Origin of the sequence: Nonlabens sp. Hel1_33_55 (assembly GCF_900101765.1) — a bacterium.
Classification (GTDB): domain Bacteria; phylum Bacteroidota; class Bacteroidia; order Flavobacteriales; family Flavobacteriaceae; genus Nonlabens.
On the sequence record NZ_LT627735.1, the window covers coordinates 3,108,254 to 3,130,958 of the forward strand.

At 39.0% G+C, this 22,705-nt stretch carries 22 protein-coding genes; 18 read left to right on the top strand and 4 right to left on the bottom strand.

Going from position 1 to position 22,705, the window contains the following annotated elements; all coding sequences use genetic code 11:
* The first annotated feature begins 1 nt into the window (after position 1).
* Both BLO34_RS13900 and BLO34_RS13905 read left to right on the top strand, forming a co-directional pair.
* Positions 2-1,183 carry an acyloxyacyl hydrolase gene (locus tag BLO34_RS13900; protein ID WP_231959517.1) on the top strand — a complete coding sequence of 394 codons (1,182 nt, stop codon included), beginning with the start codon at positions 2-4 and terminating at the stop codon, positions 1,181-1,183.
* Positions 1,180-2,094 carry a head GIN domain-containing protein gene (locus BLO34_RS13905; RefSeq protein WP_231959518.1) on the top strand — a complete coding sequence of 305 codons (915 nt, stop codon included), beginning with the start codon at positions 1,180-1,182 and terminating at the stop codon, positions 2,092-2,094. Before BLO34_RS13900 ends, BLO34_RS13905 begins: the two co-directional genes overlap by 4 nt.
* Here the strand turns inward: BLO34_RS13905 and BLO34_RS13910 are convergent.
* Together BLO34_RS13910 and BLO34_RS13915 are read right to left on the bottom strand one after the other, a co-directional pair.
* Positions 2,091-2,690 (bottom strand): DUF2911 domain-containing protein, encoded by a 600-nt coding sequence (locus BLO34_RS13910; protein WP_090756164.1) that lies wholly within the window; start codon positions 2,688-2,690, stop codon positions 2,091-2,093. The genes BLO34_RS13905 and BLO34_RS13910 overlap by 4 nt on opposite strands.
* A 49-nt stretch (positions 2,691-2,739) precedes the next feature.
* Entirely contained in the window at positions 2,740-3,531 is a 792-nt protein-coding gene (locus tag BLO34_RS13915) for a tRNA pseudouridine synthase A (protein ID WP_090756166.1), read from the bottom strand.
* Positions 3,532-3,657: 126 nt separating this feature from the next.
* Here BLO34_RS13915 and BLO34_RS13920 point away from each other — a divergent pair, with 126 nt between their 5' ends.
* Positions 3,658-3,978, top strand: coding sequence for a DUF6364 family protein (locus BLO34_RS13920; protein WP_157686849.1), 321 nt, complete (start codon positions 3,658-3,660; stop codon positions 3,976-3,978).
* Position 3,979: 1 nt separating this feature from the next.
* The gene (locus tag BLO34_RS13925) at positions 3,980-4,384 is read left to right on the top strand and encodes a type II toxin-antitoxin system VapC family toxin (RefSeq protein WP_090756169.1); all 405 of its coding nucleotides are present in this window, start codon (positions 3,980-3,982) and stop codon (positions 4,382-4,384) included.
* Positions 4,385-4,395: 11 nt separating this feature from the next.
* On the opposite strand, the gene BLO34_RS13930 is transcribed toward BLO34_RS13925, so the two are convergent.
* Entirely contained in the window at positions 4,396-5,319 is a 924-nt protein-coding gene (locus tag BLO34_RS13930; RefSeq protein WP_090756171.1) for a hypothetical protein, read from the bottom strand.
* 26 nt (positions 5,320-5,345) lie between these two features.
* Positions 5,346-6,248 carry a gliding motility-associated ABC transporter ATP-binding subunit GldA gene (gldA, locus tag BLO34_RS13935; protein ID WP_090756172.1) on the bottom strand — a complete coding sequence of 301 codons (903 nt, stop codon included), beginning with the start codon at positions 6,246-6,248 and terminating at the stop codon, positions 5,346-5,348.
* Positions 6,249-6,527: 279 nt separating this feature from the next.
* On the opposite strand from gldA, the gene BLO34_RS13940 reads away from it, so the two are divergent.
* From BLO34_RS13940 to BLO34_RS14005, 14 genes are all read left to right on the top strand, one after another.
* Complete coding sequence (locus tag BLO34_RS13940) at positions 6,528-7,340, top strand: prephenate dehydratase (RefSeq protein WP_090756174.1); 813 nt, start codon at positions 6,528-6,530, stop codon at positions 7,338-7,340.
* Positions 7,337-8,500, top strand: a complete 1,164-nt coding sequence (locus BLO34_RS13945; protein ID WP_090756175.1) for an aminotransferase class I/II-fold pyridoxal phosphate-dependent enzyme — start codon at positions 7,337-7,339, stop codon at positions 8,498-8,500. The genes BLO34_RS13940 and BLO34_RS13945 overlap by 4 nt, the downstream gene beginning before the upstream one ends.
* Complete coding sequence (locus tag BLO34_RS13950) at positions 8,497-9,357, top strand: prephenate dehydrogenase (RefSeq protein ID WP_090756177.1); 861 nt, start codon at positions 8,497-8,499, stop codon at positions 9,355-9,357. The genes BLO34_RS13945 and BLO34_RS13950 overlap by 4 nt, the downstream gene beginning before the upstream one ends.
* Entirely contained in the window at positions 9,347-10,435 is a 1,089-nt protein-coding gene (locus BLO34_RS13955; RefSeq protein ID WP_090756179.1) for a bifunctional 3-deoxy-7-phosphoheptulonate synthase/chorismate mutase type II, read from the top strand. The genes BLO34_RS13950 and BLO34_RS13955 overlap by 11 nt, the downstream gene beginning before the upstream one ends.
* 83 nt (positions 10,436-10,518) lie before the next feature.
* On the top strand, positions 10,519-11,523 hold the full coding sequence (rsgA, locus tag BLO34_RS13960) for a ribosome small subunit-dependent GTPase A (RefSeq protein WP_090756180.1): 1,005 nt from the start codon (positions 10,519-10,521) through the stop codon (positions 11,521-11,523).
* A complete protein-coding gene (gene dtd, locus BLO34_RS13965; RefSeq protein ID WP_090756182.1) occupies positions 11,520-11,969 on the top strand; it encodes a D-aminoacyl-tRNA deacylase in 450 nt (149 codons plus the stop codon). Before rsgA ends, dtd begins: the two co-directional genes overlap by 4 nt.
* Before the next feature lie 93 nt (positions 11,970-12,062).
* Positions 12,063-13,973: a DUF3857 domain-containing protein gene (locus BLO34_RS13970; protein ID WP_090756184.1), complete on the top strand. Its 1,911-nt coding sequence runs from the start codon at positions 12,063-12,065 to the stop codon at positions 13,971-13,973.
* Between the two features lies 1 nt (position 13,974).
* Positions 13,975-15,990 (top strand): DUF3857 domain-containing protein, encoded by a 2,016-nt coding sequence (locus BLO34_RS13975; protein WP_090756185.1) that lies wholly within the window; start codon positions 13,975-13,977, stop codon positions 15,988-15,990.
* Complete coding sequence (locus BLO34_RS13980; protein WP_090756187.1) at positions 15,991-16,317, top strand: nucleotide pyrophosphohydrolase; 327 nt, start codon at positions 15,991-15,993, stop codon at positions 16,315-16,317. It begins immediately after the preceding gene.
* 5 nt (positions 16,318-16,322) lie between these two features.
* Complete coding sequence (locus BLO34_RS13985) at positions 16,323-17,567, top strand: 3-phosphoshikimate 1-carboxyvinyltransferase (RefSeq protein ID WP_090756189.1); 1,245 nt, start codon at positions 16,323-16,325, stop codon at positions 17,565-17,567.
* A 66-nt stretch (positions 17,568-17,633) separates the two neighbouring features.
* Complete coding sequence (queA, locus tag BLO34_RS13990; protein WP_090756190.1) at positions 17,634-18,686, top strand: tRNA preQ1(34) S-adenosylmethionine ribosyltransferase-isomerase QueA; 1,053 nt, start codon at positions 17,634-17,636, stop codon at positions 18,684-18,686.
* 95 nt (positions 18,687-18,781) lie between these two features.
* Positions 18,782-20,500: a T9SS type A sorting domain-containing protein gene (locus BLO34_RS13995; RefSeq protein WP_090756192.1), complete on the top strand. Its 1,719-nt coding sequence runs from the start codon at positions 18,782-18,784 to the stop codon at positions 20,498-20,500.
* A 57-nt stretch (positions 20,501-20,557) separates the two neighbouring features.
* Positions 20,558-21,610 (top strand): 23S rRNA (adenine(2503)-C(2))-methyltransferase RlmN, encoded by a 1,053-nt coding sequence (gene rlmN, locus BLO34_RS14000; RefSeq protein ID WP_090756193.1) that lies wholly within the window; start codon positions 20,558-20,560, stop codon positions 21,608-21,610.
* Between the two features lie 94 nt (positions 21,611-21,704).
* On the top strand, positions 21,705-22,682 hold the full coding sequence (locus BLO34_RS14005; protein WP_090756196.1) for a polyprenyl synthetase family protein: 978 nt from the start codon (positions 21,705-21,707) through the stop codon (positions 22,680-22,682).
* Positions 22,683-22,705: the final 23 nt, after the last annotated feature.

A 22,705-nucleotide genomic window follows, 5' to 3' on the forward strand; every position in this document is an offset into this window, starting at 1 on the left:
AATGACGAATCGTTTTATAATTCTTTTGGTTTTTCTCGCTTTGATGGCGCCTTGCGCCGCTCAGGTTTACACTGAGCAGAGTCGAAGTGTAAAAGCAAGTACCGCACAAACAAAAGAACAATTTCCAAAAGTTGCAACTATCGATGTATCCTTGATGCACGGGACTATTTTGCAACATAACCCAGATATTTCTCACCTCATAACTAATCATCCTAAAGGTATTTTGCTTAGTTATAACCGCAAGACTTTTGGCGAAGAAGAATGGGAATCGCGCTATGGTTTTCCAGATTGGGGTTTTAGTGCTGCTTATCAGGATATGAAAAATTACAATCTTGGCGAGGCTTATAGCGCTTACGCGCATTATAATTTTCATTTTTTCAATCGTAATCTACAGTTTAGAGTAGGCCAAGGTCTAGCTTACATGACTAAGCCTTTTGACGTGGAGACTAATCCGCAGAATAATGCCTATGGCACCACGATTACCAGCTCCACTTATCTAGTCGCTAATTACCGCAAAGAAAATATTTATAAAGGCCTAGGATTTCATGCAGGTGCAAGCATCATCCATTACTCCAATGCTAATGTGCGCGCTCCTAATAATTCTACCAACACATGGTTTTTCAATGCAGGACTTAACTACACTTTAAATCGTGATGAAATACCAGAGTATAAAATCTGGGAAAAGCGAGGTTACACAGAGCCGATCGGGATCAATGCTATGGCACGTTTAGGTTTTAACGAGAGTGATTACCGTGGCAGCGGCCAGCATCCGTTTTATGATTTCTCAGTGTATGCAGATAAGCGCATCAATATCAAAAGCAGCCTGCATGCTGGAGCCGAATTATTTGTTGCCGAATTTCTGAGAGAATTCCGCGATTATCAGGCCAACAGTTTTCCAGAAAACGGAATCAACGGTGATGAAGATCATAAACGAGTAGGACTTTTTATAGGACATGAATTGCACTTAGGAAAAACGAGTGTGTTGTCGCAATTTGGTTATTACGTGTATCAGCCTATCGAGTTTGAATCTAAGTTTTACAACAGACTAGGATTACAAAGAAGATTGACAGACAACATTTTTGCTAGCGTCACTGTAAAAGCACACGGCGCAAAAGCTGAAGGCGTGAGTCTAGGAATAGGCTATCGATTCAAAGAAGTTTTTAATGCTAAAACTGAATTATGAAAGGAGATAAGAGTTCAGAGTTAGGAGTTGTAAATATGTCAGTTCGAGCGCAGTCGAGAACAGTTCAGTTTGATTCTATGTTGTTTAGAAATATTTTGAATTTTCTTATGCGTCAGTTCGAGCGACAGTCGAGAACAGTTAGAAGCGTAGCGATGTTTTCACTTACAATGATTCTAATAATAAGCACAGCAACCAGTTGCGACAGTGAAGATGGTTTGAACTGCACACAAACAGCAGGTGATATCCAGAGTTTTGAAGTAGAAGTAGATGCATTTGATAAAGTCGTAATCTTTGAACGTATGGGCGCCACCTTTAAACAAGGACCCGTTCAAAGAGTTGTTGTTACTACCGGAGAAAATCTATTCAATGATATTGATGTCAAAGTAGTTGATGGCCAACTTCAAATTGTGAATAATAACGGCTGTAACGTCATAAGAGATTATGGAATAACGCAAATCGAAATCACATCACCCAACCTAACCGAAATTAGAACTAGCACCGGAGAAGATCTTAAGAGCGACGGTGTTCTTAACTACCCTAATCTCACTCTATTGTCAGAAGATGCTACCGTGGAAGAAGATTTCTATAACACTGATGGTGATATGCGTATGCAACTCAATACCCAGAATCTCAGAATCGTTTCTAATAATTTGAGCTACTTCTATTTAAGTGGTTCGGTACAGAATGCAGATATCACTTTCCTTGAAGGCGATGGACGTATTTATGCTGAAGATCTTGAAATTCAAAACGCTCAAATTTTTCATCGTGGCACCAGCGAGTGGCGCATGGATGTAAAACAAAACATCGCCGGAACCATTAATGGCTACGGCGATGTGATATTAGATATAGAACCAGTTACTGTCGACGTTGACGTCACCTGGCAAGGTCGATTGATCTTTCTAAATAACTAGAGAAGCGTTATAGGTAACTCAGCTCTGTAAGTTCCCCAACCCATTTTCATGTGTACGACATTGTCGTTGTTAGGTGAATACAAAGCAATGCTTAAATTTTCAAGACTTTCATCTTCTGTAGTTACGGGAATAGTAGTTGTCACTACATCCATTTCAGACTTGTGAGAAAAATTTCCCCAACCATCGTTTTCAGCATTAATGTGGAATGTCCATTCATTCTCTGTAGGAACAACAACGATAGAATAGCGACCTGCTGGTAATACTTGGTCACCAATCATAGCATTACTCATCAATGTAATTTCTGTGCTTTCATTAGCTCCTAATCTCCACTTTTCGCCATATTTGGTAATTCCAGAATCCTTTACATCTGTAGAGGTAAATAGATTACGATCGTTTAAGGATGGTCTGCCGTAAAGCACTCTAATTTGTGGTTGCAATGCAGCTTTTTGTTCATCCGTTTTCGCGAAAGCGCGCTTTGTAGATTGCGCTGGATAATAAGCGGCGTCCATCGGGCTTTTATCCATAGAAACAAATTCTTGTGAAGTTGCCGTAAAAGTGATCGCCATCGCTGCCGCTGCTAAAAGTATGTTTTTCATGTTGTTATGTTGAAATATTTGTTCATACAATAATAAGCCGATTGTCGTCTCACGTTGTTAATTCTGTTCTAAAAAGCATCAGTCCACTACTGGGAGCGATGTGCGATAAATGGATAAGATTTGAACCATCTAAGGTTTTTTCAAATTCTTCAAAGGTCATTTTGCCCATTCCAAGGTCAAAAAGGGCACCCATCATGATCCTTACTTGGTGGCGTTTAAAACCTTTCCCGCTTACGCGAAAGCAAAAACTCTCCTCAGGAAAAAAGTTTGCTGTAAAGAGATTATTTTCTTCGATATAACAGCTGTCAACCATGCTGTTTGTATTGGTTTCCGCCGAAGGTTTGTAGGTATAGGACCAGAAATCCTTCTCGCCCACAAATAATTGTGCCGCCTTTTTCATGAGTTCTATATCCAGTTCTGACTTCATATAAACCATCAACGGCGCACAAAACGGATGGAACTTCTCGCCATGAGAGAATAGATAAATGTATTCCTTAACCTTAGGAGAATTAATGATATTGAAATCAGCTGTGGTAGGCTCAATGTGCAATGCCCTGATATCGCTAGGCAAGTTGAGGTTGAATTCTTTTAGAAAAACATCAAGGTCAGCAATAGGTTCATCGTCCAGAAACAATTCAATCGCCGTTTCATTTACTGAAACTCGAGCGTCAGTTCTTCCGGCAGCAAGTATTTTGAAATTAGAATGATCAAAAACGAATCGCAGCGTGCGCTGCACCATGCGCTCTACTGTAGGAAGATCAGGTTGTTTCTGCCAGCCATGGAATCGGAAGCCCAGATACTGGAGTTTTATGATGTAAAAGTGTCTTTCTTTTTTGAACATGTTGCAAAGATGTGGAATCCTTTTATATCAAGAAAAATTATATTTATACGTATATTTATATTAAGTATACGTATGTTTTTACAATAGTACTACATTACTTAGAGACCGATGCTACTTTCGAGCGGCATGACAAAGGAGTTAATTATGAAAAAGAAATTGACATTAAGTATCGATGAAGATGTAATCAATAAAGCAAAACAATATGCTCAAGGAACGGATCGTAGTTTATCAGAATTAATAGAAAATACACTTCGAAGGATATTCAATGGCACGAATATCAGTGAACCTAACACGCTCTATGATGTTGGAAATGCAGATAAGAAAGATAAACGAACAGGTTGGAAATTGCCAGAATTCTTAGAAGGTATAGCAGGTGTTGCTCCCTTGGATATTGATTACGTGAAAGATCGGGATATAATTAGAGAAGAGCGTTATTCAAAGCAGTAGCATGCAGTACTTTCTTGACACTAATATATTAATCGATCTTGTGACAATGAGAGAGCCATATGGAAAGGTTGCGGCTCAATTATTTGAAACAGCAAGAGAGAAAAAGTGGAATTTATTTTCGTCTGCGATTAGTATTACGACAACACACTACATTTTGTCCAAATCAATGGACAATATACCTGCTACAGAGGTTATTGGTAAACTTTTAGATCTCCTAACCATTGTTCCCGCAGATTCTTCCATGTTGCGTAGAGCGGTTTCTCAACCAATTAGCGATTATGAAGACGCCGTCCAGTTTGAATGCGCTGCATCCATAAAAGGCGTCAACGGCATCATCACCAGAAACAAGAAAGATTTCAAACACTCCACCATTCCCGTTTTTGCACCTGAAGAGGTTTTGTTCTAACTCTATAATATTTAGTTTCCAAAAGTTATAAACTCCATTCTATCTATCTTAAAGATTACCTCGTTATTTTCGATGACATCCAGATCAAAATAACCTTTTACCTTCAATCCGCCATCGATCTCAATTTTATCAGTTGTTGTAAAAGTGCCACTGGTTTGATATTCATTCCAATCTGAATTTACTATAGTAGGCGATTGAGTTGCAATTAAAAGCCCTGTATATTTAAATAAGTTTATAAAAGCAGGCAAATTGTTTTCTACTATTGGGTACGTTCCCAATTCTAAATTGCCTAACTGCTGATTCAAATTGAATTCTAAACGATATCCGTTGTTAGAATAAAATATGTGCCTTTGTGAACCATTAGGGTAGGTACTTTTACGTATATAAGTGTCCTTAAAAGTAAATTCGTTTGACTCGTACGCCATTCTGGTAAGTAAACCTATGGAGCATTCAAACTCTTTATGATTCTCAACGTCTATTGTGCCATTGATCTCTCTTTGTATGGAATTATCAGTTTCATTGAATATCGTTCCCGAGAAATTAAAGGATAAATCATTACTCGATTCATCATACATGAAATCAGAAATATTCATTGTAGAAATAGGATCAAAGGCGTGAGTCAAATAGAATGGAATCCTACCGCTCTCACCCGTTCTTTCAAGGTATTCAACCCTTATTAAATCACCTTGTTTCGATATATCAAAATCTAATTCATAACCAGCATATTCGTCTTCATGGAAGTTACTTACAGTAACATAAATCATGTTACAATTAGTGTTGCCAGTGATTTCATTATTTATGAAAGATCTTTCAATGCCATCAACTGTTACATTTGCGCTGTTGGTAATTTCAACTGGCGGCTCAAAATCGTTTCGATCGTCACATGAAATGACTCCCGCCAGAGAGAGGATTGATAAAATGTAAAGATTTTTCATAAATTCAAACTTACAAAAAGGAATAATCACTCACCAGTCAACTCCTGAAACATCGCCTCAAGATTCTTGTTCCTTTTGTTGAGCGACAAAATCTTCAACTCATTATCATGGGCAAAATCAAAAACGCCGCTGCGCTGGTCGGTTTTTGTTTCAAAACGCAATCTATAATTGAACCCGTGCAGTTCTTTTACTTCACGTACTAGAGGAATTCGCTGTAACAATTCTGGTTCCACACGATAGTCAAATTCTACATCAATGACTTGGATCTCGTCGCTTTTGAGATTTTTCAGATAATCATCTGCGACAATTTTTCCTTTATTGATGATGATCACGCGATCGCACATGGCCTCAACTTCCTGCATGATGTGTGTAGAAAGTAGGATGGTTGTGTTTTGGGCGACTTTACGTATCAAGCTGCGAATTTCCACTAATTGATTAGGATCTAGTCCTGTCGTGGGTTCATCCAGAATGAGAACTTTAGGCTGGTGCAATAATGCATTAGCCAGCCCTACACGTTGTTTGTAACCTTTGGAAAGCTCTTGAATTTTTTTGATTTGGTGGGATTCCAGACCGGTTTCTGCGATCACTTCGTTAATGCGCTGCTTGGCATTTTCCAGCTTGTAAATACTCGCACTAAAACCCAAATATTCCTTCACATACATATCAGGATACAACGGATTGTTCTCTGGCAGGTAACCTATGGAACTTTGCACCGCTCTAGAATCGGTCGCAACATCGTGGCCGTTTACTGTTGCTGTTCCATCATCTGCATTCAAATAAGTCGTCAGGATGCGCATCATCGTTGACTTTCCAGCGCCATTAGGACCTAAAAACCCAACGATTTCTCCAGACTTTATGGAGAAGGAAACGTCATCTAGCGCCTTTTGGCTGCCGTATGTTTTTGTGATTTTGGAAACTTCAATAGACATAAGGTAAAGATAGGAATTGTGATGAATTCGCTTTCGCGAAAGCGAAAACATTATAAACTACAACAACGTTATCGCAATCTTTTTTATTTAAATGTTTTGTTTTTACTATGAGTTTTAAATAAAGTATTCTACATTAGCCACTTGTTATGAATTCAACTACTTACTTCTGGTCTCGTTACTACTTCTATTTTATGGAAGAACGGACTCTATTGAAGTAATTTAAAATATATCACTCACAATAAAGTCCTGAATCATTCAGGACTTTTTTTATAGGAATAAATGAAGGTTGCAATACAAGGTGTGAAGGGATCATACCACCATCAGGTGGCAGATTTGTTGTACGGAGATGTGGAGTTGTTAGAGTGCAGCACTTTTGACCAACTAGGTCGTGCCGTGGCTCAAGGCGAGGTTGATAAAGGCGTTATGGCCATAGGTAATTCTATTGCAGGTAGCATTTTGCCCAACTATACGTTGATCAGTGAGAATGATTTGAGCATCACTGCAGAGTGCTATCTGGATATCGACCACCAATTGATGGCATTGAAAGGTCAAAAACTGGAAGATATCGTTGAGGTACAATCACATCCCATGGCATTATTGCAGTGCAAGCCATTCTTTAGAGATTATCCAGAAATTAAACTGGTAGAAACTGATGATACAGCAGCAGCAGCTTACCGCATACAGCGCGATGGGAAAAAAGGAATTGCAGCTATTGCATCAAGTATTGCGGCAACCATATACGATCTAGATATCATCGCCACTGACATTCAAGAAATTAAAAATAATGCCACCCGATTTGTGGTAGTAGAAAAAAATCAGGTGGATAATCATGAGCCCAATAAGGCCACTATCAATTTTGCAAGTAGTCACGAGGCTGGATCGCTTGCACGTATTCTAACGATTTTTGGCGCACAGCGCATCAATCTTACTAAAATTCAATCCATTCCCATTGTTGAGAAACCTTTTTTGTTCTCGTTTGTAGCAGATTTGGAATTTGACAATCTGAGCCAATTCACCACTGCACAACAACAAATCCAGCCTTACATTAAGGAACTCACCATTTTAGGAATTTATAAAAGCGCTACGTTATGATAGCAACAGCAAGACGACTTGATAGCGTTCAAGAATATTATTTTGCCACCAAATTACGCGAAGTGCGTAGTTTGATGAACGAAGGAAAACCTATTATTAATGCGGGAATAGGCAGTCCAGACCTATTGCCGCCAGATCATGTGATCCCTGCGCTGGTCAATGCTATGGGAGACCATAAAGCGCACGGTTACCAAAGCTATTTAGGTTTGCCAGAATTGCGAGAAGCAATGGCAGATTTTTACAAATCCCAGTATAATGTGTCGATCGATTCAGAGTCAGAGGTCATTCCGTTGATGGGTAGTAAGGAAGGAATTCTTCATATTTCACTAGCATACTTGAATCCTGGTGATCAGGTTTTGATTCCAGATCCAGGTTATCCTACTTATGCTAGTGCGACTAAATTGTGTGAAGCCCAAGCAGTCACTTATGACCTGACGTCTAATAATAATTGGATGCCAGACTTTGAAGCTTTGGAGCAAATGGAATTGTCCAAGGTGAAACTTATGTGGACCAACTATCCCAATATGCCTACCGGCGCTGCAGGAAATCTAGAAGTTTTTGAAAATTTAGTCGCCTTTGCCCGTAAGCATAATATTTTGGTTGTTAACGATAACCCATATAGCTGCGTAGGATATGAAAATAAGGTCAGTATCCATCAAGTGGAAGGTTCGCTGGATTGCGCTTTGGAATTGAATTCTATTAGTAAAACCTTTAATATGGCTGGCTGGCGTGTTGGTATGTTGACTGGAAATGCAGATGTACTGAAAGAAGTTTTGAAAGTAAAGACCAACATGGATAGCGGCATGTTTTACGGTGTTCAAAAAGGAGCGATTGCTGCTTTAAAAACGGATGCAAGTTGGCTAGAGAATCAAGATAAAACATACATCAAAAGACGAGAATTGACGATACAGGTAGCACATGCTCTTGACCTAGAACCCGAATTACAAACTGGCGGATTGTTCGTCTGGTGCAAATTGCCAGCAGGAATTGAAGATGACAAGGCATTTGTAGACGGCGTGCTTCACAAGCAACATATATTCATCACACCAGGAAGCATTTTTGGTAAGAATGGTGAAGGTTACGTGAGGTTTTCATTGTGTGTCAAAGAAGAAGAAATAGCAACGATGCTCGAAAGGGTTTCAAAAAAGCAGAACGCATGAAAAATGTGTTTCTTATAGGAACTGGTCTCATAGGTGGATCCATGCTTTTGGATTTGCGAGAGCATTTCAAGGATGCCACTTTTTACGGTATTGATCAAAATGAGGCGCATGCACAGCGAGCGGCGGAAAACGGAATGGTTGATGAGGTAGCGACGATGGAAGATCTCAAACTAGCAGATTTAGTATTGATAAGCATTCCGGTTGATGCCGCTTTGAGCGTAGTGCCACAGGTTTTGGATTTGATTCCAGAACATGCGCTGGTGATAGATGTTGGATCTACTAAAGAAGCTATTTGTAACGCTGTAGAAGGCCATAAAAATAGACGCCAATTTCTAGCTGCACACCCTATTGCAGGAACTGAATTTTCTGGTCCTGATGCTGCGATTCATGGGTTGTTTGATAAGAAAACCATGATTGTATGCGAAGTGGAAAAGACAGCATTTAAATTGCAGGAAATGGCAAAGGAAATCTTTGATGTTCTCGGCATGAGGATACGATACATGACGCCACTTACGCATGATAGACACATCGCATTTGTTTCCCACTTATCACATATTTCCAGCTTCATGTTAGGGAAGACCGTCATACAGGAGGAGCAAGTAGAGCAAGATATATTTGACCTGGCCGGCAGTGGATTTGAAAGCACGGTGCGACTTGCAAAGAGTTCACCGGCAATGTGGACGCCTATTTTTGCCCAGAATAAGAAACATGTCCTGGACTCTCTGGACGGATATATTGAAAATTTAGTACGCTTTCGCGAAAGCGTAAACACAGACAATCACAAAGCCATATTTGAAGATATGGAACAAACAAATAGAATTAAAACCATACTAAAAGGAATACAAAATGAAAAATAAGAAAGAGTACAGAAACTGGCTGGACGCACATAAACTAGATCACCCTATCGTGATCGCAGGACCGTGTAGTGCAGAGACTGAAGACCAAGTTTTAAAAATTGCACACGAGCTGAAAGACAGCGATACAACATATTTGAGAGCAGGAATATGGAAACCACGAACACGTCCAGGAAATTTTGAAGGAGTTGGCGCTATAGGCTTGAAATGGTTGCAAAGAGCCAAAAAAGAGACTGGACTGCTTACTGCTACAGAAGTCGCAAACAAAGCTCACGTAGATTTAGCACTGGAACACGATATCGATTTATTATGGATAGGTGCGCGTTCTACAGTGAGTCCTTTTATCGTTCAGGAAATCGCAGATGCGCTTAAGGGAACAGATAAGGTGGTTTTAGTTAAGAATCCTGTCAATCCAGATCTAGCGTTGTGGATAGGAGCAGTAGAGCGACTATATACCGCTGATATTAAGAACTTAGGAGTCATACATAGAGGATTCTCTACCTATGAAAAGTCAAAATATCGTAATAATCCAGAATGGCAGATTGCGGTTGATTTCCAGACACGTTTCCCAGACCTACCATTGATTTGTGATCCATCGCACATTACAGGAAAGAGAGATATGATCCTTGAGGTTTCCCAGACTGCACTTGATTTGAACTATGATGGTTTGATGATAGAGACTCATTATGATCCAGATAACGCATGGAGCGATGCGGCACAACAAGTGACGCCAACGACTCTTATGCAGATTTTCAAAGACTTGAAAATTAGAAAGGAGCATGACGATGAGGCTGGATACCAGAATAAGTTAGGAGTCTTGAGAGCACAGATCGATGTGATCGATAACTCGATTATTGAAACTTTAGGAAAAAGAATGAAAACGGCTGATGCCATTGGAGAATTGAAAAAGTCGCGTAATGTAGCGGTACTTCAATCCAAGCGTTGGAATGAAATTCTAGGAAAGATGATTCTTGAAGGACAAGAACATGGTTTGAGCGAAGAATTTATTTTGAGAGTTTTCAAAGCGGTTCACCAGGAGTCCATCAATCACCAGGAGAAGATTGTGAACATTTCTAAATAGTGATCATCAGGTATTTGGAAAGAGCTGTTATTCTCTTTTCAAATACCTTAATTTTGAATATGGAAAATTCTTTCAAAAACTAAATGACTGGAATCGTCTACAGATCGACGGGAAGTTGGTATGAGGTGAAAGGTGCTGACGGCAGTTTTTATTCTTGTAGAATCAAGGGGAAATTTAGGTTGCAAGGCATAAAGAGTACCAACCCAATTGCCGTAGGCGACAACGTGGATTTTGAAATTGAGAAGAAAGGCGATGAAGAGATAGGAATCATTAATGTGATACACGATCGCGATAATTACATTGTTCGCAAATCAGTTAATCTATCTAAACAGACTCATATCATTGCGGCAAATGTGGACCAAGTTTTTCTATTGGTCACACTCAATAATCCGCCGACGTTTACATCCTTCATCGACCGATTTTTATTGACGGCAGAGGCTTATCACATTCCGGCAGTTTTGGTTTTTAATAAGATCGACACCTATAACGACGATCAGGACCAGGTAGCTGTTGATCCAGAAACCGGAGAGGAATTGCTCACAATGACAGAGTTGGATGAGGTGCGGTATTTAATGCATCTCTACAAATCCATAGGATATGAATGCATTGCCATAAGTGCAGAGACTGGCAAAAACATCGATAAGGTCAAGGAGAAAATGCAGGACAAGACCAGTATGTTTGCGGGTCATAGTGGTGCTGGAAAAAGTACGCTTGCAAACGCAGTCGCTCCAGGATTAGATTTGAAAACCAAAAAAATATCAGATCAGCATAGTCAAGGACAGCACACAACGACATTTGCAGAAATGTTTGATCTGGAATTTGGTGCGAGGTTGATAGATACGCCTGGTATCAAAGGTTTTGGAGTTGTTGATATGGAAAAGGAAGAAATAGGCGGTTACTTTCCAGAAATTGCCTCTCGCCAGCAGGATTGTAAATTTCACAACTGCTTACATTTAGAGGAGCCTAAGTGCGCAGTCAAAGCATCGGTTGAGAATGATGAGATCCATTTAAGCAGATACGAGAGTTACGTTCAAATCGTCAATGGCGATGAAGACAATTACCGTCAAGATAAACATGCCATACAATGAGAGTAGTTGTACAAAGAGTTTCAAATGCAAGCGTTCATAGTGGTGGACAGAGTCTAGGATCTATTAATCGTGGGCTTTTGGTACTCATTGGTATCACAGCAACAGACTCTAGCGAGGATATTGAATACCTAGTACGCAAAATATGTGGCCTGCGCATCTTTACTGACAAAGCTGGTAAGATGAATCTAAGCATAGGAGATATTGATGGCGATATTTTAGTAGTGTCACAGTTCACACTTTATGCTCAAACCAAGAAAGGAAATCGACCTAGTTACATCAATGCCGCAAAACCAGAAGTTGCCATTCCATTGTATGAGGCTTTTGTGAGTACGCTTTCGCGAAAGCGTAACAAACAAATTCCCACGGGAACTTTTGGAGCAGACATGCAGGTGAGACTGGTCAATGATGGACCGGTGACCATAATTATTGATAGTAAAGAGGATTGATAACTCGATAAACGGATGCTGACACTTTAACAAAGCGTTAAGTTTTGTCAACGTATGAAAATACTTTCATAAAATCCTTATTTTGTAGAATTTATGAATAAGATCACCCAATATCCATTGCTTCTATTGTTGCTGTTCACAATCTCTACACAAGCGCAGCTAGATTCTAAATTAATCTCAATAACAATCCCGCAAAAGTTAACCACTAATGCTAATGCCGTCATTCGCCAAAACGATGTGGTGGTAGAAGTTAACGACATCGATGATGTTACGGTTACTGAAGATAGAATCGTCACTGTTTTTAACAAAACTGGGATGAATTATATCAATGCTCATCAAAATTACAGTGATAGCTGGGACATAAAAGATATGAGAGCAGTGATTTATGATGCCTTAGGCAATGAGATCACTACTATTAAAGAGCGCGATTTTAGAGATGTGAGTGCGGTAGATTCTGGAACCTTGTACGCAGACAACCGTGTTAAGTATCTCGAATATACTGCTAGAACGTTCCCTATTACAGTACACTACACCTCTGAGGTTGAAATGGAATCTACTGCATTTCTACCACAGTGGTTACCATTGGAAAATTTTTACTGTAGTACGGAATCCAGCTCCATTCAAATTATAAATAACTCTGACACAGAGGTGAAATTTAAAGAACAGAATTTTGATTCGTTTTCCATTGAAAAATTGGGTGATTTACACTATGTAGCAAAAGATTTAGTTGCAATCAAGAATGAAGCCTACAGACCAGGATTTAAATCTTTTGCTCCAGTGGTAAAATTTGCAATGAAAAATTTTGTCATGGAAGGTGTGGAAGGTGTAAATAACAGTTGGCAAGATTTCGGAAAATGGATGCACGATGATTTGTTAGTGGGAACCCAAGAACTACCAGACGAGGTAAAACAAGAAATTAAAAGCCTCACTAGCAATGCTACTACCGATATTGAGAAGGCCAAAATTGTTTATGAATACGTTCAGGATCGTTCTAGATATATTAGCGTTCAAGTAGGAATAGGTGGCTGGAAACCTATCGAGGCAGTAGATGTTCATAAAATGGCTTATGGAGATTGTAAAGGCTTGACAAATTATACCATGGCTTTAATGAATGAAGTTGGAGTCAAGTCCAACTATGCGGCTATATATGGCGGATCTGAAAAACGAAGTATGGATCGTGAATTTTCAATGACAGAAGGGAATCATGTGATTCTTTATTTGCCAGAATTAGAAGAAAATAAAGATTACTGGCTGGAATGTACCAGTAAAACTGCTCCGTTTGGGTTTATGTCTGACTTTACAGATGATAGAGATGCGCTAGTAATTACTCCAGAAGGAGGAAAATTGGTGCACACTACCAGTTATGACTCAAATAAAAACTTGCAAAAAACCTTAGGGCAATTTCAGATAAATGAAAATGGACGTTTAACTGGTAAGGTCAACATCGAATCAGAAGGTGTGCAGTATGCCTGGCGCAATCGCTTGGAATCCCAAAACAGCGGAGATTTAAAAAATAACTATTTAGAACAGTGGGATCATTTAAATGGACTCTTTATAATAGATGCCATAAATTCTAGTGACAAGTCAATACCTCGTTTTATCGAAGATGTTCAACTTGAAATCGCTAGCTATGGTTCTAAAACGGGAAATTTACTTTTATTCCAACCTGTAATTTTGAATAGAAATACATCTGAACCTCCTGTATACTCTGATAGAAGGTTGGATTTTGAAATCGACCGTGGCTACATTGATCAAGATATTTACGAGATTCAGCTTGATGAAGGAGTATCAGTTGATGCTTTACCTAATCCGGTGAATATAAAATCAAATTACGGAGAGTATGATCTTAAATTATCGCAAAGTGACAATGGAAATATTGTTGTTGAAAGACGTCTTGAAATCTTAGCAGGAATGTTTGATAAAAAAGAATACGAAGAATATAGAAAGTTTAGGTCTGAAGTGGTTAAACACGATAGTTCTAAAAGAGTTTTAAAAATCAATTAATATGAAACAATATTTACCAATAGTAATTTTTTTATGTACAGTGGCTGTAACCGCTCAAGATTATCGTTTTGGAAAGGTTGATAATATAGATTTTGAGAGCAAAACAAATAAAGACGACGAACAACCAGCAGCTGAAGTACTTTTCCGCAAAGAGCATATATCTTTTACATACTACCAAGGTCAAGGATTTAGACAAAGAAGATCTATTCATGAGCGTATTAAAATTAATACAGAAGAAGGTCTGGATTATGCTACTAAACAGGTGCGCTTGTACAATGAGAATAGTTCAAAACGTGAGCGATTAAAGTCTCTGAAAGGATATACTTATTTCCAAGATGGTGATAAAGTAGATCGAGTAAAGTTGCGCAGTTCAGGAGAATTTGAGGAAGATATCAACGAGTATTGGAAACGCTCCAGCTTCACGATGCCTGATGTAAGAGTTGGGTCGGTAATAGAGTTTGAATATGATATCGATTCACCGTTTATGGCTATTGATGACGTGATTTTGCAATATGATATTCCGATTAATAAATTGGATATTAGGGTTGAGATGCTAGAGTACTATGCATATAACGTTTTGTTCAATCCTAGAGCATCATTTGTTCCAGATCTACAGCGATCAGTAGAGGCAGATAAAATTAAAACATCGTCAAAGGAAAGAACAGGCTCAGGTATAAATCCTACACAAACAACATTTTCATCCCAGCAATATGAGTTGAGTAATCAAGTTCTCAAAGTCGAAACTACAGATGTTCCTGCATTGAAAGAAGAGCCTATGTCTGGTGACCTTTCTCTGTACAGATCAAAAATAATTTTTGAAATGGCCTCTATTAAGTACCCATCAGAGCCCGTGAAATATTTGAGCATTGATTGGGAGTCAGTGGCTAAAACCATTTACGACCATAAGATGTTTGGTGATCAATTAAACTTACGACCATTTTATAAAGATGAAGTAAATGCAGCATTAGAAGGTGCAACCACCACTGAAGATAAAATTTCTAAAATTTACAATTTTGTAAAGGATAACGTCAAATGGAACGGATACTATGGTTTTACATCTAAGGATGGAATAAAAGGCGCTTTCAAAGAAGGATCAGGAAATGTAGCCGATGTTAATCTATTACTCACCTCTATACTACAATCTGAAAATATTGAGTCCTATCCTATTCTTATAAGTACAAAAGACAATGGCATCCCTCTTTTTCCTACTAGAGATGGATTCAATTACGTTGCAACGTTGGCTAAAGTTGGTGACAAGAATATATTTCTAGATGCGACTGAAACTGTTTTACCTGCAGGATCGTTGCCACTAAGAGCAATGAACTGGCAAGGAAGAGCTGTGAAATCTGATGGCACCTCTTTTTGGGTAAACTTATCTCCTAAAGAACATTCTAAAGAAATGGTCATTTCAAACGTAAAGCTTAACGATGATATGACTGTCTCAGGAAAAACGAACAAACGTCTTACTAGTCATATGGCATATTTTTATAGAAGTAACTACTCAACTAGAGATGATGATGAAGTAATCAAATATTTACAAGACGATTCGCCCGGACTAGAGATTACAAATCTAGAATTGAAAAATGTCAAAACTTATAAGAAACCTGTTGGGTTTTCTTATGATGTAAAACTATCAAGCGCTTCTGAAGAAATTGGCGACAAGGTGTACATCACCCCATTACTCAACGAGATTAATGATGAGAATCCATATAAGTTAGCAGATAGAAAACTTCCAGTAGTTATTGGATATCCTATTCAGACTAAAACGATTGTGAACTTAGAAATACCCGAAAACTATGAGGTTGTTTCCCTTCCAGAAAGTGTACAGTATAATTACAATGACGGAAAAGGAAGTTATAGATTTGTTACCTCTCAAACAGGAAATAAGATTACCGTTATAGCAGATTTTGAAATGAACGACCTAGAAGTCTTGCCCATGGATTATACACAATGGAAAGACTTTTTTACGGCTATCGTAGCAAAAGATGCAGAAAAAATCGTCCTTAAAAAAGTATAAATGAGCCTCAAACAATCGCAAGAACAAGTGGACGCCTGGATTAAAAACCATGGCGTTCGCTATTTTAACGAACTCACTAATATGGCGCAGCTTACTGAAGAAGTTGGAGAGGTTGCCCGCATTATCGCTAGGCGATATGGTGAGCAAAGTGAGAAGGAAAGCGATAAGAATAAGGATCTGGGTGAGGAGCTTGCAGATGTGATGTTTGTGGTTTTATGCCTAGCAAATCAAACAGGAACTGATCTGGAAAGAGCTTTCGCGAAAAAGTTACAAATCAAAACCGATCGTGATCACGACCGTCACCATAACAATGAAAAGCTCAAGTAAACATTATGAATCTCAAACTTAGAGCATCTCAATCTCATTCCATAGAATCAAAAAAGATTAAAATTACTGGGTCAAAAAGTGAGAGCAACAGGCTCTTAATTCTCCAACAGCAGTATCCCAATCTCCAGATCAGAAACCTTTCCAATAGCGATGATACCGTCCATTTGACTCATGCATTAGAAAGTACTGAAGAAACTCTCGATATAGGTCATGCAGGAACGGCCATGCGATTTCTAACTGCTTTTCTTGCAAATCAAACCGGTAGGAAAACTGTTCTTACCGGTAGTAAACGTATGAAAGAACGTCCTATAGGTATTCTTGTGGATGCCTTGAGATATCTGGGCGCGCAGATAGATTACGTTGAAAACGAAGGGTACCCGCCATTGTTGATTCATGGAAAGTCTCTCAAAGGAGGCGAGGTAACCATGGACGCAGGAGTTTCCAGTCAGTATTTAAGTGCGCTGCTACTTATAGGAGCTCAAATGGAGAACGGTTTGCATTTGAGACTTTCAGGTGAATTGACCTCTAGGCCATACTTGGAAATGACAACCACAATGCTACAGGAAATAGGTCTTAATGTAAATTTTGAAGATCAACACATTGAAATTAAACCTCAGAATAAAATTGAGGATATGGAGGTTACAGTAGAATCTGATTGGAGTAGTGCTGGATACTGGTACGGTTGGGTTGCATTGCAGCCTGAAGGTTATTCAGTTCAATTGAGCGCCTATAAGGAAGTTAGCCTGCAAGGCGATGCTCAGTTGTCTGCTATTTATAAAAAAATGGGCGTGAGAACACAGTTTGGGTCCAACGAGATTACGCTCACCAAAATCAAGGATTTTAACCAGCCACAACACTTGGAGTTTGATCTTACAGAACAACCAGATCAAGCACAGACCATCTTTGCTACATGTTTAGGTTTAGGAATTGACTTGAAAATGACAGGTTTGCACACTTTGAGAATCAAGGAAACAGATCGTATTGCTGCGATGGAGGTTGAGGGAACACGCTTTCGCGAAAGCGAAATAACAACAACAGATGATACACTAGAAATTCATTTTCCAGAAGATGGTCATTTCAACAATCTGGTGCGAATAGACACCTACAATGATCACCGCATGGCACTGGCTTTTGCGCCTTTGTGTCTCAAAACAGATCTGATAATCAATGATGCAGGTGTCGTTTCTAAAAGTTATGGCGATTATTGGGATGATCTTAAGAGTGTAAACGTCGATATTACAGAAATTTAAGTCTCTATTTACTTGACAACGCCTATTGCAGAATCGTATATTTGCAAATTATAATTAAATCAATTTATGAAGTTATCACAATTTGGTTATAAGCTGCCAGAAGAGCTTATAGCGCAACATCCTGTTGAAAATAGAGACGAGTCGCGTTTAATGGTACTACACAAAAGTACTGGCGAGATTGAGCACAAAATGTTCAAGGATGTCATCGATTATTTTGATGAAAAGGACGTGTTTGTGATGAATGATACTAAGGTTTTTCCAGCCCGATTATATGGTAATAAGGAAAAAACAGGCGCACGTATCGAGGTATTCCTTTTGAGAGAATTGAACCCGACGACAAAGTTGTGGGATGTACTTGTTGATCCAGCTCGTAAGATTAGGATTGGTAACAAATTATATTTTGGCGAGGATGAAAGTCTAGTTGCTGAGGTAATTGACAATACCACTTCAAGAGGTCGAACTCTGCGTTTTTTGTATGATGGTACTTATGAGGAATTCCGCAAAAAATTACGTGAGTTGGGAGAGACGCCATTACCTAAAGAATTGGGTCGTGATGTAGAACCAGAAGATGAAGAGCGTTATCAAACTATTTATGCTGCTAATGAAGGAGCCGTTGCAGCACCAGTTGCTGGATTGCACTTCTCAAAGCACTTGCTCAAGCGATTGGAAATTAAAGGTATTGATATGACCAGTGTTACCATGCACATTGGTTTAGGGACGTTTTCACCAGTAGAAGTAGAAGATCTTTCAAAACATAAAATGGACAGTGAACAAGCTTTTATCTCACAAGAGACTTGTAACATGGTCAATAAAGCCATTGATGAAAAAAGGAATATCTGTGCCGTAGGTACAACTACTATGCGTTCTTTAGAGAGTGCTGTGAGCAGTGATGGCCATTTGAATACTTTTGACGGGTGGACCAATAAATTCATATTTCCAGATTATGAATTTTCTATTGCTAATGCGATGATCACCAATTTTCATCATCCTAAATCCACGCTTATGATGCAAGCAGCGGCTTTTGCAGGATATGATTTCTTGAAAAAAGCCTACGATGTTGCTATGAAAGAAAAATATAGATTTAGTACTTACGGTGATGCAATGTTAATCATCGATTAATTTTACCGCTAACCAGCTTAAAAGCCCTTTATCTATAATGATTGAGGGCTTTTTTGGTTCAAAATTGTATCTTTAAATTCCCCTAAAGTTTTTATATGAAAACCATTATATTTTTTATTTGCTGCTTTATTTCTATAGCATCATTTGCTCAGGTTACAAATGAAGTTGAGCCAAGGAGCTGGTCGATGATACAAAAATCTATTTTAGAACCAGAACCTTTTGTTTTACCTAAAGTTGATGTCAAGGCTCTTCAAATTGAAGATAAATCGTCAAATGCAGATGGAATAAATAAAGCGTTACGCATAGGAGCTGATGTTCCAGTAGATCTTAATTTGTTCAATAGCGGTGCGTGGACCAATTTACCTAATGGTGATCGGATATGGAAGTTAAACGTGAAGTCCAACGGAGCTTTTTTTATGAGGGCTATATTTGATTTATATAGTCTACCTAAGGGAGGAGAATTGTTTATTTATAACAATTCAAAGTCAGACAAAATTGGACCGTACACGTCAAATGAAAACCAAGAAAATGGAAAATTAGGAACATGGGTAATTCAAGGCGACAATTTTTGGTTAGAATATTATGAGCCTCAATCAGTAAAAGGCTTAGGAAGATTAAATATTGAAAAAGTAACACATGGATATGTCGATTTGTTTAAAAAACGAAAACTAGCTGCAAAGCTCAACGAATCTGAAGATTGTAATGTAGATGTGCTGTGCGATCCTGATTTTAATAATAATACTAGTAAGAGCTGGAACTCTACGAGGGATGATTTTATAAACTCAGTTGCGAGGATAATTATTTCTACCCCTTCAGGAACAGGTGGGTGTTCTGGAACTTTAATGAATAATACTTCTGAAAACGCTGTTCCATATTTTTTGACTGCTAACCACTGCATAGGTTTTGCAGCAAATGGTGATAAACGTCCTGATGGCATAGGCGCTGGTTTTGATGCCATAAGCACTGTTGCTTTTGGATTTCAATGGTTTACCAACACACCAGATTGTGCAACTACTAGAGATACAAATGGGCCAGAACAACCGATTAACGTACTGACTGGTGGTCAGCTGAAAGCTAACAATGACGACAGTGATTTTGCCTTATTTCAAATCAATCAATTACCACCGGCTGAATGGAATTTATTTTATGCAGGATGGAATAGAAGTTCCACAGCTATACCTACATTTCAATTCGGTCTTCATCATCCATCAACTGATATTATGAAATTCGCAAGAAATGATGAAGCTGCTACGAAGAGGACTTTTAATTTTAATGCTGCAAATGATCAAGTTTGGTACGTCGATAATTGGGAATATGGCGTTACAGAACAAGGGTCTTCTGGAAGTTCATTGATAAATCAAAATGATCAAGTTATTGGAGTCCTTTCAGCAGGTTCTGCATTTTGTGCTGGCACTACGGATAACGGTGGTTTCGATATCTACGGTAGACTCGATGTTGGTTGGAATAGTGGTTTCAATTCAGCTCAAAGGCTCAGAGATTGGTTAGATCCAAGTGATACAAGTGCAATATCCATGAACGGAGCTTATTATGCTACATTAAATGCTGAAGATACTGATGCCCCTGAAATGGCCATCAACATCTATCCTAATCCATCAACTGGACTGTTTACCATCGACAGCGATCAGCCAGTGTCGTATAAAGTATTTAACCTGAACGGACAATTGATCAATGAATCTGCTACTAGTATCTCTAATAACACAGTAGATATTTCTAACGCAGCAAAAGGTTTGTATTTCATAAAGCTAAATACAAACGATGGTCAGACCATCACTAAAAAGTTAATCAAGCAATAAGCTTATTCAAAACCTGAGATGCGCTGCGAGATTCCTTAATTTTGCAGCGTATTTTTTATGGAACAAACTCAAACAAATAAGAAGGATATCAGGTCATTGGACCTTGACCAACTGCGTAATTATTTTGTAGATCGTGGTGAAAAAGCCTTCAGAGGCAACCAGATCTATGAATGGTTATGGAAGAAAGGCGCACACGATTTTGACGATATGACCAATATCTCAAAATCAACCCGAGAGTTTCTGGATCAGCATTTTGTCATCAATCATATTAGGGTGGACGACATGCAACGTAGTAGCGATGGCACTATAAAAAATGCCGTAAAGCTTCACGATGGTCTTACGGTGGAATCTGTAATGATCCCAACTCCAACTAGGACGACTGCCTGTGTTTCTTCCCAAGTAGGCTGTAGTTTGAACTGTGAGTTTTGTGCTACCGCACGATTGAAACGCATGCGCAACCTCAACCCAGATGAGATCTATGATCAAGTGGTGGCTATTGACCAGCAAAGTAGATCTTATTATAATCGACCGTTATCTAATATCGTTTTCATGGGAATGGGCGAGCCACTCATGAATTATAAAAATGTCATCAAATCCATCGATAAGATTACAGGAGATGACGGATTGGGAATGTCGCCAAAACGCATTACGCTTTCCACTAGTGGCGTCCCTAAAATGATCAAAAAGCTAGCAGATGACCGACCCAAATTCAACCTAGCTTTATCGCTTCATAGCGCGATTGACGAGAAACGAGTCAAGATCATGCCATTTAATGAGCAATTTCCACTGGATGATATTAAGGAAGCACTTAAATATTGGTACGATAAAACTGGTACTCGAGTCACTTATGAATATGTGGTTTGGAAAGGAATCAATGACCAGATGGAAGATGTACAGGCATTGGTCAAATTCTGCAAAGTGATACCCTGTAAAGTAAATATTATCGAGTACAATAGTATTGATGACGCCAGGTTTGAACAGGCCAGTAAATCTGCTATTGATATGTACGAGCACGAGCTAGAGAAAAATCGTATCGTGGTAAACATACGACGCAGTCGTGGTAAGGACATTGATGCCGCCTGTGGGCAATTGGCTAATAAATCCTCATAGATGTTTTTATGGCTCGCTTTCGCGAAAGCGAGATATTTTTCAAACTGCTTCCTCTCACACTAGCACATAAGTAACTGACACGTATCTTTGATCTATGAAGATTGTTGAACAGATCAAGCAACCTATAGCACTTGAAATGGAACTCTTTGAAGAGAAATTCCGTTTGTCAATGGCTTCTCGTATTCCGCTGCTTAATAGAATCACCTATTTTATAGTGAATAGAAAGGGAAAGCAAATGCGTCCCATGTTCGTTTTTCTGGTGGCTAAAATGGTTGGGAAAGGTCAGGTTAATGATCGTACCTACCGCGGTGCCGCCGTGATTGAGCTGATTCATACGGCAACGCTGGTACATGATGATGTGGTTGATGATAGTTTGAAGCGACGCGGTTTCTTCTCAGTCAACTCTTTGTGGAAGAATAAGATCGCAGTGCTTGTTGGTGATTACCTGCTATCCAAAGGCTTACTTCTTAGTATCGACAACAAGGATTTTGACCTGCTACAGATTATTAGTGTTGCGGTGAGAGAGATGAGCGAAGGCGAATTGCTACAGATAGAAAAAGCACGAAGACTCGATATTACTGAAAAAGTCTACTACGACATCATTACCAAAAAAACGGCAACGCTCATTGCTGCATGCTGCAGTTTAGGAGCCTGTGCGGTCTCACCAGAGAGTCCCAGTGTGGAGAAGATGAGAGAATTCGGCGAGCTGATTGGAGTGGCATTCCAGATCAAGGATGACCTTTTTGATTACGGCAATCAGCGTATTGGAAAACCTACAGGAATTGATATCAAGGAGCAAAAAATGACCTTACCGCTTATTTACACTCTCAATAATGCCTCAAAAAAAGATAAGAAATGGCTTATTAATTCTGTCAAGAGACACAATCGTGACAAGAAACGAGTTCGAGAGGTTATCCAATTTGTGAAAGATGCCGGTGGTCTGGAATATGCTGTCACCGCCATGTATGACTATAAAAACAGAGCTCTTGATATCCTTAATACCTTCCCAGATTCTGAATATAAACGGTCACTATTAATGATGGTGGATTATGTGATTGACCGTAAGAAGTAATTATGGATGTTGAAGAAGTTCGC

Excerpts from the sequence above, each read along its gene's own strand:
- BLO34_RS13930 (WP_090756171.1), bottom strand. The coding sequence starts at position 5,319 with ATGAAAAATCTTTACATTTTATCAATCCTCTCTCTGGCGGGAGTCATT.
- rsgA (WP_090756180.1), top strand. The coding sequence starts at position 10,519 with ATGACTGGAATCGTCTACAGATCGACGGGAAGTTGGTATGAGGTGAAA.
- dtd (WP_090756182.1), top strand. The coding sequence starts at position 11,520 with ATGAGAGTAGTTGTACAAAGAGTTTCAAATGCAAGCGTTCATAGTGGT.
- BLO34_RS13970 (WP_090756184.1), top strand. The coding sequence starts at position 12,063 with ATGAATAAGATCACCCAATATCCATTGCTTCTATTGTTGCTGTTCACA.
- BLO34_RS13910 (WP_090756164.1), bottom strand. The coding sequence starts at position 2,690 with ATGAAAAACATACTTTTAGCAGCGGCAGCGATGGCGATCACTTTTACG.
- BLO34_RS13905 (WP_231959518.1), top strand. The coding sequence starts at position 1,180 with ATGAAAGGAGATAAGAGTTCAGAGTTAGGAGTTGTAAATATGTCAGTT.
- BLO34_RS13980 (WP_090756187.1), top strand. The coding sequence starts at position 15,991 with ATGAGCCTCAAACAATCGCAAGAACAAGTGGACGCCTGGATTAAAAAC.
- BLO34_RS13940 (WP_090756174.1), top strand. The coding sequence starts at position 6,528 with ATGAAGGTTGCAATACAAGGTGTGAAGGGATCATACCACCATCAGGTG.
- BLO34_RS13975 (WP_090756185.1), top strand. The coding sequence starts at position 13,975 with ATGAAACAATATTTACCAATAGTAATTTTTTTATGTACAGTGGCTGTA.
- BLO34_RS13950 (WP_090756177.1), top strand. The coding sequence starts at position 8,497 with ATGAAAAATGTGTTTCTTATAGGAACTGGTCTCATAGGTGGATCCATG.
- BLO34_RS13945 (WP_090756175.1), top strand. The coding sequence starts at position 7,337 with ATGATAGCAACAGCAAGACGACTTGATAGCGTTCAAGAATATTATTTT.
- BLO34_RS13985 (WP_090756189.1), top strand. The coding sequence starts at position 16,323 with ATGAATCTCAAACTTAGAGCATCTCAATCTCATTCCATAGAATCAAAA.
- gldA (WP_090756172.1), bottom strand. The coding sequence starts at position 6,248 with ATGTCTATTGAAGTTTCCAAAATCACAAAAACATACGGCAGCCAAAAG.
- BLO34_RS13900 (WP_231959517.1), top strand. The coding sequence starts at position 2 with ATGACGAATCGTTTTATAATTCTTTTGGTTTTTCTCGCTTTGATGGCG.
- queA (WP_090756190.1), top strand. The coding sequence starts at position 17,634 with ATGAAGTTATCACAATTTGGTTATAAGCTGCCAGAAGAGCTTATAGCG.
- rlmN (WP_090756193.1), top strand. The coding sequence starts at position 20,558 with ATGGAACAAACTCAAACAAATAAGAAGGATATCAGGTCATTGGACCTT.
- BLO34_RS13915 (WP_090756166.1), bottom strand. The coding sequence starts at position 3,531 with ATGTTCAAAAAAGAAAGACACTTTTACATCATAAAACTCCAGTATCTG.
- BLO34_RS13925 (WP_090756169.1), top strand. The coding sequence starts at position 3,980 with ATGCAGTACTTTCTTGACACTAATATATTAATCGATCTTGTGACAATG.
- BLO34_RS13920 (WP_157686849.1), top strand. The coding sequence starts at position 3,658 with ATGACAAAGGAGTTAATTATGAAAAAGAAATTGACATTAAGTATCGAT.
- BLO34_RS14005 (WP_090756196.1), top strand. The coding sequence starts at position 21,705 with ATGAAGATTGTTGAACAGATCAAGCAACCTATAGCACTTGAAATGGAA.
- BLO34_RS13955 (WP_090756179.1), top strand. The coding sequence starts at position 9,347 with ATGAAAAATAAGAAAGAGTACAGAAACTGGCTGGACGCACATAAACTA.
- BLO34_RS13995 (WP_090756192.1), top strand. The coding sequence starts at position 18,782 with ATGAAAACCATTATATTTTTTATTTGCTGCTTTATTTCTATAGCATCA.